Annotated in this window: 7 protein-coding genes; 3 read left to right on the top strand and 4 right to left on the bottom strand. The window is 36.3% G+C overall.

Going from position 1 to position 12,428, the window contains the following annotated elements:
• Positions 1-13 precede the first annotated feature (13 nt).
• Positions 14-997, bottom strand: coding sequence for an SAM-dependent methyltransferase (locus H2O64_RS01245; RefSeq protein ID WP_187560314.1), 984 nt, complete (start codon positions 995-997; stop codon positions 14-16).
• Between the two features lie 502 nt (positions 998-1,499).
• On the opposite strand from H2O64_RS01245, the gene H2O64_RS01240 reads away from it, so the two are divergent.
• The 3 genes from H2O64_RS01240 (at position 1,500) to H2O64_RS01230 (ending at position 5,531) form a co-directional block, all read left to right on the top strand.
• Positions 1,500-1,667, top strand: coding sequence for a hypothetical protein (locus H2O64_RS01240; RefSeq protein WP_187560313.1), 168 nt, complete (start codon positions 1,500-1,502; stop codon positions 1,665-1,667).
• A gap of 405 nt (positions 1,668-2,072) precedes the next feature.
• On the top strand, positions 2,073-5,174 hold the full coding sequence (locus H2O64_RS01235) for an FG-GAP repeat domain-containing protein (RefSeq protein WP_187560312.1): 3,102 nt from the start codon (positions 2,073-2,075) through the stop codon (positions 5,172-5,174).
• A gap of 180 nt (positions 5,175-5,354) precedes the next feature.
• Positions 5,355-5,531 (top strand): hypothetical protein, encoded by a 177-nt coding sequence (locus H2O64_RS01230; protein ID WP_187560311.1) that lies wholly within the window; start codon positions 5,355-5,357, stop codon positions 5,529-5,531.
• 96 nt (positions 5,532-5,627) lie between these two features.
• Here the strand turns inward: H2O64_RS01230 and H2O64_RS01225 are convergent, their stop codons facing one another.
• From H2O64_RS01225 to H2O64_RS01215, 3 genes are all read right to left on the bottom strand, one after another.
• Complete coding sequence (locus H2O64_RS01225) at positions 5,628-9,908, bottom strand: GEVED domain-containing protein (RefSeq protein WP_187560310.1); 4,281 nt, start codon at positions 9,906-9,908, stop codon at positions 5,628-5,630.
• Between the two features lie 354 nt (positions 9,909-10,262).
• Complete coding sequence (locus H2O64_RS01220; protein ID WP_187560309.1) at positions 10,263-10,505, bottom strand: hypothetical protein; 243 nt, start codon at positions 10,503-10,505, stop codon at positions 10,263-10,265.
• 552 nt (positions 10,506-11,057) lie between these two features.
• Positions 11,058-12,227, bottom strand: a complete 1,170-nt coding sequence (locus H2O64_RS01215; protein WP_187560308.1) for a trans-sulfuration enzyme family protein — start codon at positions 12,225-12,227, stop codon at positions 11,058-11,060.
• Between the last annotated feature and the right edge of the window lie 201 nt (positions 12,228-12,428).

Raw genomic sequence — 12,428 nt, 5'->3', positions numbered from 1 at the left:
ACGTTTTCGCTTGCTACTTATAGCTTAGTTTTAGCTCTACGGACGGTTTGAGTTGATAGAAAAAGTAGACTTCGCTGAATGTTAGCGGATATTCAATTTCCATTTCGAGTGGAATGCTGAGTGATGATTCGTTTCGGGCAAGCCAAATATCGTCGTAGATATGTACTTGTGTGTCTACAATCATGGATTGATAGTTACTGTCTTTTGGGATGTTTATGGTAGCTGTTGGAAGTCTTTCGGGTAATGGTGAATTTCCTTTGTTTGCTTTAACAACTTCACGTACATTTATGATGATTCCGCCTTCGTCTTCTTTCCGAACCGTTTCTTCTTCTTGTAGTGGAATGGTCAGTCCTGCTTTTACAATGACATTGTTTGGAATGACCGCGCAGTTTTCCGAGAGTTGTGGCAACATGTTCCATAGAATTGGCATGTATGATTCGCGGTATAGTAAAGCATCTAGGGTTTCACTGAATAGGATATGGTATTTTTTAGCATCTGGAATTTGAAAGGTGACAGCATCTGCCGTATGATATTCCGTTACGTAGTCGGCAAGTTGTAATTCTGCGATGAGTTTTTCTGCCATTTTGATGGAAGCCGCGTTGATTTCTAAGAGTGTGAATTGCACTTCTTTTGGATCGAATAATGGTGCTACTATGGTTACAAATGGTGCATACGGACCGCAGCCTGCATAGAATATATTGATGGTTTCGTTTGGATGTTGTTGTTGCTTTGCGCGAATGAGTTCAACCATTCCTTTTAAAAATTTGGTTGTTCTTCTGTAATCTATTAAACACGCTGCTGCATGATTGAGTGATAATGCCATTCCGCTTGCCGTTGGCACTGCTGCTATGTTTTGCAATTCTTTCCCTAAGTCCAGAATTTCTGTGATTTCTAGAAAATGCTTATGAATTTCATCAATGGCATTTTTAGATACAGTAATGTCTGATTGATTGTTGAGTATTGTTGTTGAAAGTTCTTTGATCGTATTGCTAAGCATGTGTGTTCAGATTTTGCATAAAAATAAGTGAACATTTTTGATTTAGCAACCCGTATTTCTATGTGTTTTGTTTTTGTGGTATTTGCTGACAATGTTCTGTTTTACTGCTTCGTCTCTGTTGGGAAGCTTGTCGCACGCTTGCGAGAAGCTTTTGTTTGTGTTTGAAAGCCTCTCGCAGCTCTGCAGGAAGCTTTCGTTGGTGTCGGAAAGCATCTCGCAGCTCTGCAGGAAGCTTTTGTTGGCGTTTGAAAACGTCTCGCAGGTCTGCGGGAAGCTTTTGTTTGCGTTGGAAACCTTGTCGCATTGCTGCGAGAGGGTTTCGGGCGTGTTTTTATTGCGAATTTTTTAACGAAATTATCAAAATTTAATGATTTGTTACGAATACCTCAATATCAACGCTTTTTCCTACTTTTAGTACGTTTGTGATATTACGGCTTTCCCGTAAACCGCATGTAATTCAATTGTTTATCTTGGTGTTTATTAACTTTTTAAAAAAAATAGTATGAAAAAAAGAAATTTAAAATCGTTGAGACTGAACAAGAAACTTATCTCAGATTTACGTGAAGAAGTGATTAAAGGAGGAATTTCTTCTCCTCGAGGATGTAGTGGTTCTCAGAATGATTCACAGTGTGGATTATCATGTGGTATTTGTCCACCACCTAAACAATAAATCTTGGACCTGAATTATTAGTTACAATATTAATTGTATTGAAACGTAAAAGCACGCTATATAAAATGATATACAGCGTGCTTTTTATTGTTGATCGTTTTCTTTTTTATTTTCTTCAGTAGAAACGCATCAATCTTCGGTTTCTCCAAGGTTTGGTTCAAATTCCTTTATAGACATTCGTTCTAAATGTAAACATCTAATTTTCTGTAGTATCACTTTTTAGCAAGCTAAGAATAAAACCTTGTTAAAAGGGTGAAAATCAGCCAGTAAAAGGTGTTTTACCTATTTTAAAACGCAGCCATACACTTTACTTTTGTTGTAATTATTTCTAAGGTTGCTGCATTATAATCCTAAGAAATAAGATTGGAATTACAAGAAATACGAATCAACTAAAAAGTAAAAAAGATGAAAAAATTTACTCACGTATCTAAAGGATTAAAATATTGTTTAGTATTTATGATTGCTTTCACAGCAATTAATATCGCAAAAGCGCAAACGATATCTTCTGTTATGTCTTCTTATAGCGGATACGATATGGACTCTGATGGCATCAATGAGATCAATCAACTAAGTTATTTGCCATTTGAGCAAAGGTATGAGACCGTTAATTCCAACAGTAAGTTAGTGTTGGTATTGGTTGAAGACAGGATTTTGAATACAATAGCAGGAAGTTCTTATTCAACAAATGATTTGTTAAATAGACTCCAACAGTTTAAAGATGATTTGAAAGCAGAAGGATATACCACAAAATTTATAAAGGCTGATATTTATGACGGTCTACAACATCAAGATGGACAAACCCTTTTGGCACTAAGATCATTTTTAAAAGAAGTTAAGCGAACCAAAAATTTACAAGGCGTTGTTTTAGTAGGTTCATTCCCAGAAGCTATGTTACTCAGAAGATGGCTTTGGAAGAAAAAGACTGGGAATATGACCATTGGTGGCACAAACTACACATATAGTAATAAAACGGATTTTTTGAGAATCGTGCCCGAAATTGTTGCGCATAGAGCAGATATTGTATTGGCAGATTTAGATGGAAAATGGGAAGATATTTATAGGAAAGGGCCAACCAACGTAGCATCTATTGAAGCCATACCAACGACTGGCACTGCAAGTAATTGGCCAGTTGATAATATGACATTTGTTTCTACAAAGTATAATGATAATCAAGTTTCTTTTCAGGATTTTTTCTGGATAAGAGATGATAATTTCCAGCGACTTACTTCGTCAAGTGGAACTTTAAGATTGAGACTTCGTACTGCGCAAAGGCATCCAGAAATTAGCACTGCAGATCGTAGCAAGTCAAACCCAATTTCGAGACCTGAGATATTGGTTTCGAGAATTAATGCAAGAAATATAGCTGTTACTCCTGATCCAAATTTTTTAGATTCAAACAATAGAGGTTTGTTAGATAGAAGCGGTCGCCCTCGCACACTAGAAACCACTCGAAATGCTGACCCAAGAACCTTTTTAAGGAAAGATCCAGCGACAGAGCGTGAACTGCTTATAAATTATTTTGACAGGAATCATAGCTTCCGATCTGGAGGCAATCCATTGGGTAGCCATAGAACTGGAGCTGCAAACTTTGGAAGTGGCTTAATTAATGCTTCAAACCTTAATAATTATTTAAAAAAAGCATCCCCAAGCTTTAGCAATTCCGTTGCTTATAATGATGCAAGTTTACTTAATTATGTGAATTTTTTAAAAACTCCTGCTACCTTAAAAGGTATGTCATCACATTCTGATCCTTGGGGAAGTATTTATGGTGATTCTTATAATTTGAATACCTTAGAAAACTTAGTTGGAGGCCGTCCTTGGCGTTGGAAAAAGGAACAAATTGGAAGTCTGTTTCGCTACACACCTTCTTTATTTGGGCAAAATGGTAAAGCTGATGCGTACGTACATAGAACAATTTATGAAAATAATATTCTATCCGGAACCGGAGGAAACCTTTTTATCCATAATGGATGCGAGGTGAATAGTCCAGGAGGCGCATCTAGTGTTCCTTACAATCATAATAGCTATGGCACATCAACTGGATTGCAAAATGCAGAAAGCATATTGTTTTTCCTTAATGGAGTCGCACTCGCTTCAAGAGCAAAAGTATTTTATGATAAACCCGAAGGCTTTACCGAAGAAATAGGAAAGAGTGAAAAAAAACATTTTGGTGATGGTTGGCGCGCTTATTTTACAAAAGAATCAAATGACTCACAGTTGTCTAAAGATGTTGCTGGTAATAAACGAACGTATACCTGGAGTATTATTGGCGATTGGACCGTTAGAATGAAGTATGAGAATGGACTTAGTATATTAAAACTTAATGGAAGTAATTTAAACAACTATGCAATACATGCGAATAAAGCTTGGTTTGAAGGATGGAATTTTGATTCAAATCTTAATAAAATTTTAGGTAAAGGTGATTTTAATGGAGACGGAATTGATGATATTTTAATAAGCAGTTCGTGGGGAATTGGCGTTTTATCTCGCATAAATAATCAATGGAAAAGTATTGTTGTGAAACCAAAAGATACTTGGTTTGGACAATGGAGATATAATCCAAATGATAAGATTGAGGCAATTGCAGATTTTGACAATGATGGAAAAGATGAAATTTTAATTACAAGTCCCTGGGGAATAGGAATGTTGGAACTTCAAGGGAATACATTCAAATCCGTCATCACAAAACCAAATGGTACTCGTTTTGGAGTATGGACCTATAATACCAACACAGTCAGAGATAATAAAATTGAAGGAGTTGGTGATTTTAATGGCGATGGAAAAGCAGATATTTTGGTGTCTAAACCGTATGGAATTGCGCTGTTGACATTATCTGGCAATACATTAAGTAGTATAGTTGTGAAACGCAAAGATACTTGGTTTGGACAATGGAGATATAATGCTTCTGTAAATAGCGGAAGTGACAAGATTGAGGCAATTGCAGATTTTAATGGAGATGGAAAAGATGATATTTTAATTACAAGCCGTTGGGGCATCGGAATTTTGAAACTTCAAGGCAATACATTCAATTCCGTACTCACAAAACCAAACGGCACTCGTTTCGGAATATGGACCTATAATACTAGCACCGTTCGTGATAATAAAATTGAAGGAGTTGGCGATTTTAATGGAGATGGAAAAGCAGATATTTTAGTGTCTAAACCATATGGAATTGCACTGTTAACTTTATCGGGCAATACTTTAAATAGCATTGTTGTAAAGCCTGTGGGCACTCGTTTTGGAAGATGGACTTATAATACTAGGACGGTTAGAGATAATAAGATTTTAAAAATTGGAGATTTTAATGCGGATGGCAAAGCAGATATTTTGGTATCTAAACCTTACGGGATTGGACTGTTAACGCTTTCTGGAAATACATTTAATAGTTTGTACATTAAACGCAATAATACAAAAATTGGAAACTGGCATTTAAAGACCGCTAATCGCTTTCCTGTGATTGGAAATTTTGATGGAATCCTTGGAGAAGAAATCATTATTTATAATTAGATAAAAAGGCAAACAACTATGGTAAAGATTTCTGGGTAATTATTCTGTTTTATTTAAAAGATAGATATTCATGGATGGATGTATTTTTTTATATCTAAATCAGATTAATTACGGTTTTCCCATAAAAATTATGCAATTTATTTACTTAACTTGTTTGCTTATTAATTTAAAAAAAATAGCATGAAAAAAAGAAATTTAAAATCGTTGAGATTAAACAAAAAACTTATCTCAGATTTACGTGAAGAAGTGATTAAAGGAGGAATTTCTTCTCCTCAAGGATGTAGTGGTTCTCAGAATGATTCACAGTGTGGATTATCATGTGGTATTTGTCCACCTCCTAAAAAGGATGAAGCTTAATCAATATTTACAACAATATTAGTTATATTGAAACATAAAAGCACGCTATATAAAATGATATACAGCGTGCTTTTTTGTTGTTGAATTTTTTCTTGTTTAGTAAATGACCTTTTGTATTTTTTGCTTACCGTTTCGCAAGGTAACTTTTATGATAAGCGCACTGTTTGTTTGACGTAAGTTTGTGATATCATATATATCTTGATTGATATTTTTACGATCAATTAAACGTTTTCCAAGGATATTATATACTATTATGTCTTCAATTTGACTGTTGTATGAATGTACTTTTATTTGATTGTTGTTTGTAGAGATGACAACTCCTGTATTTGATTCAAATTCGTTCGTATCTAAAGTGCTGTTCGGTGCATATTTTAATATAAAACGATCGTTAAAGATTCCATCATCTGAATAAAAACTGTATGGCATTGCACGTAAATCATGCTCAGTATTTGTATATAAATCTTCTAGGTAGATTGCCTGATTTGTAGTATCAAATAGTCCGTCAACTGCATTAATAGCAACGGTATAAGTTCCACTTTGTCCAACTTTTACACCTAATGGTACAATATCTGTGTCTTGAAATGGTAATGCTCTTCCTTGAATTGCCATTTTTTCGTCACCAATAAGTGAGTATAAATGTGTAGCTGCGTCGCTTAAGTTATCTCCATCGTAAAGTCTGTCTTTATTGTTAGAAGCTCCTGTGAGATATCCAACAAGTATAGATGCCGCCGTATTGTCTGAAGCGATAATGTCTAACCAAATTCTGTGTCTTTCAATCGGATTGTTGGTTGTATTGTTTTCATTGTTTTCAATTTGACCAATATCATCTTCATTCGATCTGTAAAATTGATTGTTCCCGTATGAAGCATCTCGCATTGAGTTATTGAATTCTATGGTAGTGGTTGCTGGTGCTGCATCATCCATTAGTACAAAGAATGCTTGCCCAGCTGCGATGTTCCCATTAAATCCAATAGGATTTGATCCAGTACTATTGTATTGAATGTAATCATCCGCATTGTAATTGTACGCAAAGTTACTATAAAACTGATCTACATACGCATCACTAGGTGCGCTCAGATGTCTCCAAAGATATACGGTTCCTGTGATGGTTCCCGGATTGGTATCATCTGTAATAACAGAAGCATTTGTCGTAATAAATGCATCCGCTGATATTGCTGACGGATATGGATTTCCTACTAAGTTCCAGTTATCATCTAACTCCGTTGCATTGGTACTTCCAGCGCCCGGATAGTCTACACCTGTATACGTTCCTCTAGTAACCGTAGTGTTTATGATTCCATTATTTGGTCGTCCCACAAAGTCTGCGGTATTGGCTGCACTTGTTCCCGAAATTCCACGGATAATATATCCATTTCCAACTGCCATTGTTCCCGAAGCTGCTTGCCATTCTCCATAGTCTCCCACTCCATTTCCACTTACCGTTGGTGCCCATTGATAGATATACCATGGTTGTGTTCCTGGTGATATGTTTGCCACATCAAAACCTTCTACTGCTGTAGACCAAAATATATAGTCAGTTCCCGTGACTCCTGAAACCGTACGATGCATATTGATGTCTCCTGTATTGTTATTGGAGGTAACATCCGTTACTTGAACTAAGTTTGCACTATCATTTATGTTGATGGTTCCACCAGATTCTACTGTAATCCAATCCGTAACTGTTAGTGAAGATAACGATGCCATTTCTAGATGCGCTCCATTTTTCACGGTTAGGTTTTTAGCCAATGCTGTTCCCGATACTTTGGTATCAAAAGTGAGTCCGTTGTCTTTTATGATAACACAATCATCCGACGTAGGCACAATGTTTTGTGACCAATTGGAAGCTACGCCCCAAGCATCTACACTACTATCAAATATTCGTGTTCTGTTGGTGATATTAAAATCGAAACTCGCTGCGCCACATCCGTTGGCAAGGTTTGCATCAATGGTAAATGAATAGGTAGCTTCTTCTAATTGTGCTAATGTTGGCATTGCATATACCGTTTCTGCGCTACTTCCTGAAGTGTATGGTGTGTCGCCTATTCCATCACTATCAGTATCAATATATAAATCTACAATCCCATAAGGTGTTGTTGTCCAATCGACCGCTGTAATATCTTTGTCTCCAAATAGTTTTATATTGTCTACCGCAACACCATCTACCCATACTCCATAATAGCGAATACGAACACTCAACGTTGGTTCGTTAATGTACGTAGTTAGATCATACGAAAGGGTTTCAAACCTTGTTCCAATTCCAACATCTGCTACAATATTTGGTGTAATGGCTGTCCAGTTGGTACCATCCGTAGAAGCTTCTATTGCTATATAATCGGTTGTAGCATCAACACCATCTGCTAAATAATGTGAGTAGTAACAATCTAGACTTAGTGTAAGGTTTACATAGTTAGTTGTATCATACGAAGTGGTTGATTGTAACGCATTGTCCGTTATATATGAGGTTCCTGATCCATCTGCACCAACATCTGAATTACTGATCACAAATTGATCACTTCCAAACCCTGATGAAATTGCTGGAAACCATACTTGTTCGGCAGGAATGAAGGTACTTGTTTGGTTTTGCCATGCAGTAAGACCATTTATAGTAGCACCGTTGTCATTGAGAATCACATTTGTGAATGCCCCTAGAGTCCCTGATTCAAAATCTTCATCTATTAAGAATACATCATCAACATCACCTGCAGCTGATATTTCTAACATATCATTTTCCCCACATACTACTCTATCAGGAACATCAGGAGTTACTACAAGTACTGGTACAGGATTAAATTGTGCGACTATTGCCTCACGCTCCCATGATTCACAAGTTCCATTAAACGCAGTTACATAATAGGTGGTGGTAGTTGAAATGGATGGTGTTGTCCAGTTACCATTATTTGTTTCTGCTAACATCGTACCTCCTGTTTCTGCATCATACCATCTATATTTAGTAAGACCTACAATATTAGAGGCAACTGATAAATCTACAGTACCTGTCCCACAGGTTTCTCCATCAGTTACGCTTGTAATTAGGGAATCACAATAAGGTTCTACGGTAAATAAATAATCTTCAGCTTCTCCAATTTGGTCTGAAGGAAGTCCATCTACAAAGTTTTCACAAGGCGTAAAATCATAGTTATGATTATCACTTACAGTGTTATATATTCGAACTCGAATTTTGTAATCTCCTACGGCAGTTCCTAATGGAATCACAAAGCCAAAGGTCACGGTTGTCGTTGCTACGCCTCCAGAGTCATAGACTTCTTCTGTTGTAACGTCAAAAATATTGTCCGTATTCCAATCGACCCAAGCTTTGATTCGTCCTCTAGCGTTAGCTTCTACATAGACATTCACTCCTTCTCCTTCTACTTGTCTGGAAAGTGTGGTAAGTCCTGTGAAATCTTGATAACCAGTACTAAAACCTGTTCCTGCATTTGTAACATCCTCCAAAGTACCTATAAAACTTATGGTATCAATATAGCGTCCGCCTGGAGAATCTGTTGTAGGCATGCAATTGACTAATGATGGCGTAGTGACACAAATATCAAATGTACCTTCATCTGATGCTGCATCATAACTGTATACTCTTATATAGTATGTAGTTCCTATCGATAAACTCGTTGCATTGATTACTTCAGCTGAACTTCCTGTTGTTGTATCAGCACAGTCTATATTGCTTCCATCACAGGCTCCAGATCGTAAATCTACGACTGCATCTATAAGTGTTCCTGGTGTTACTGTAATATCATGCTCTGTAGAAGTTGCTGTAAAACTATACCAAACATCATCATCGGCAGCTCCTGTAAAGCTATTACAACTGATAGCGCCAATAGTTTGTGTTGCTCCACTGGTTGTTCCTGAAGTACTCGTTGTACATGTAGATCCTGAATTTACGGTTAATGAAATCGCAGTAGTACAATCATCATTAGCAGGTACAGCACCAGGAATTGCTACTAGCGTAACTACAATATCTCCGTTTAAATTATTTGTTGTGGCACAATTGTATCTGTTGAGATGTATTCTGTAATCGCCTGTAGTTGCTGGCACAAAATCAATAGAAGCAGCAGTTCCTGCACATGCAGGGCCATTGTCATCGTTGAATGCTACAGCAGTTCCACCAGCATCTCTGATAGTCATTTGTGTATCAAAACCAGAACCACAATTGGAAACTCTGTACGTGTAACCAGCAATCATGTTGGTCACATTAAAATTCCGTCGTCCACCTTGATTTGCAGGTGGTGTACACGTGATACTATTACTAATTACTGTCGGTGCAGCTGTAGAACATGCATTGGTACTTATTCCGGCACATTGACCAAAAGTTTCTGTACTGAAAAAACATATCAACATAAAAGGTAGCAATGTGGATATTCGCATAGTTTGGGGATTAGGTAGTTCATGCTATATTAGACCCTAAAAGTAGTTAATATATCTTTTCAATCAACCTTAGATAACTGCATTTCAACCCTTTTATTCAACACTTCATCGAAAATGAAATCGTTTTTCCTGATGAACACACATACATGCACACTACTAATTTAAAGATGTTTACGGTTTTCCGTAAAAAATAGGCGCGCTTTTTAAGTTTTCTCGACAAACGCTTATTTCTATGGCTTTTCAGCAATACTTCACACCTTATAAAACAACGAATAAAATCGTAGTTTTAATTAGTTTATTGTACAAAAAAAGCGAACCGAAGTTCGCTTGCCTTTATACATTATAATGTTGATTTTACACACAATTTCTACATGTTAGAAATTCTGTTGGTGGGAGACACGTGATCAGAACACTTGCACAACCTTTTTGCGTTTGAAGACATTCAACTGATTGAAGACAGGTATTTACACCATCTGGGTTAGGCACTGTAAATACACAGAGTACTGTTCCACCAGCTCCACCTCTATTACTTGACGCGTCAAAATTAGAGATCGTTTTTCTGTTAAGCGATAAGCTTTTTAGATTCTTTTTTTTCATGATTTTACTATTTTTGATTCTTAGTTACAATCTCTACATGTAGGGAATTCCGTTTGTGTAATACATGTTTGAAAAATACTGACACAACCGTCTGTCTGAAGACATTTAACCGACCGAAGACAGATATTTCCGCCATTAATATCATCTATTGTTAATATACATAGTACTGTTGGAGCGACTCCACCTTTGCTGTTTGTTGCATCAAGATTGGAGATTGTTTTTCTGTTAAGCGCTAAGCTTTTTAGGTTCTTTTTTTTCATATTTACAATATTTTAAGTTAATACATGAAAAGATACTAAATATTTTAAAGGATGAATTACGGGAATACCGTACTTAGCAATTCGCTTCGATTCTGCTCAATGTGAACGCTTTGGATCTGTTAGACTTATTGGATTGTTGGAAAGAAATACTTTTACGATTAGTAGTTACAAAGATTTCTCGACCGCGCTCAAAATGACATTTTCATATGTAAAAGAAAAAGGTCTCAATTGAATCTTTATAATTACAATCAAAACCTTTTCTGTCATATACATGAAAAAAAAGAATTTTATATTAGGTTGCAAGTGCTTGTTGTACATCTTGCATAATGTCGTTTACATTTTCCAATCCTACGGAAATACGAATGAGTCCATCTGTAATACTCGTTTCCAAACGATCTTCCACAGAAAGCTTACTATGTGTGGTTGATGCTGGATGCGTTACAATACTTCGCGTGTCACCTAAGTTTGCAGACAACGAACACATTTTTATAGTATTCAAAAATTTTCGCCCAGCTTCAATCCCGCCTTTCACTTCAAAAGCAACTACGTTTCCGCCTAGTTTCATTTGTTTTTTGGCAATTTCGTATTGCGGATGCGATTTTAGAAACGGATATTTTACCCAATTTACCTCTGGATGATTCTCTAAAAATTCTGCAATCTTCAATGCATTTTCGCAATGTCGATCGACATGCACCACCAAGGTTTCTAAACTTTTAGATAAAATCCACGCATTAAAAGGCGACAATGCAGGACCTGTATTTCTTGAAAATAGGTAGATTTCCCGAATTAAATCTTCTCGCCCAACAGTAACGCCACCCAATACACGACCTTGTCCGTCAATCAATTTTGTTGCAGAATGAATGACTAAATCTGCGCCAAATTTAATAGGTTGCTGCAAATACGGCGTTGCAAAGCAATTGTCAATAATTAAGATAAGATTGTGCTTTTTGGCAATTTTACCTAAAACTTCTAAATCTAAAATGTCAACGGCTGGATTTGTTGGCGATTCTGCATAAAGGACTTTAGTATTTGGTTTGATTAATGATTCAATTTTATCTATCTCGTTTACTTTGAAATAACTGGTTTCTATATTCCATTTTGGTAAAAACTTCGTAAATAAACTATGCGTTGAGCCAAATATTGAACGTGATGATACAATATGATCGCCGCTATTTAACAATGCTGCAAAGGTTGAAAATACCGCAGACATTCCTGTAGCAAATGCATGACCGTCAGTTGCGCCTTCCATTTTACAGATTTTAGATACGAATTCAGACGTGTTCGGATTGGTAAATCGACTGTAAATGTTTCGTTTTTTTTCTTCCGCAAAGGAAGCGCGCATATCTTCCGCATCTTCAAAAACAAAACTTGATGTTAGATATAACGGATTGGAATGTTCTAAGAAAGACGAGCGTTCTAGTTGTGTCCGAATGGCTTGTGTTTCTATATAATTTGAATTCATTGTTCGTTGAGACTTTATTAGACTTGTTAGTTTTTTGGATTGTTAGACTTTTTTTAGTCGCTTTGCTCCTTTGTCGATTTGTTTTTCTGTTAATTCGTTTTTTATAAACTAGTAAACTTATCAACTCATAAACTTTTATTTTTGTTGATTTGTTGATTTGTTGATTGTTTTTCTTTCGATTCGCTTCTTTTATAGTCTAAA

Source organism: Kordia aestuariivivens, assembly GCF_014397005.1.
GTDB lineage: Bacteria > Bacteroidota > Bacteroidia > Flavobacteriales > Flavobacteriaceae > Kordia > Kordia aestuariivivens.
Note: the sequence above shows the minus strand (reverse complement) of the source record. Positions and strands in the feature narration are given on the sequence as shown.

Excerpts from the sequence above, each read along its gene's own strand:
- H2O64_RS01240 (WP_187560313.1), top strand. The coding sequence starts at position 1,500 with ATGAAAAAAAGAAATTTAAAATCGTTGAGACTGAACAAGAAACTTATC.
- H2O64_RS01245 (WP_187560314.1), bottom strand. The coding sequence starts at position 997 with ATGCTTAGCAATACGATCAAAGAACTTTCAACAACAATACTCAACAAT.
- H2O64_RS01215 (WP_187560308.1), bottom strand. The coding sequence starts at position 12,227 with ATGAATTCAAATTATATAGAAACACAAGCCATTCGGACACAACTAGAA.
- H2O64_RS01220 (WP_187560309.1), bottom strand. The coding sequence starts at position 10,505 with ATGAAAAAAAAGAATCTAAAAAGCTTATCGCTTAACAGAAAAACGATC.
- H2O64_RS01230 (WP_187560311.1), top strand. The coding sequence starts at position 5,355 with ATGAAAAAAAGAAATTTAAAATCGTTGAGATTAAACAAAAAACTTATC.
- H2O64_RS01235 (WP_187560312.1), top strand. The coding sequence starts at position 2,073 with ATGAAAAAATTTACTCACGTATCTAAAGGATTAAAATATTGTTTAGTA.
- H2O64_RS01225 (WP_187560310.1), bottom strand. The coding sequence starts at position 9,908 with ATGCGAATATCCACATTGCTACCTTTTATGTTGATATGTTTTTTCAGT.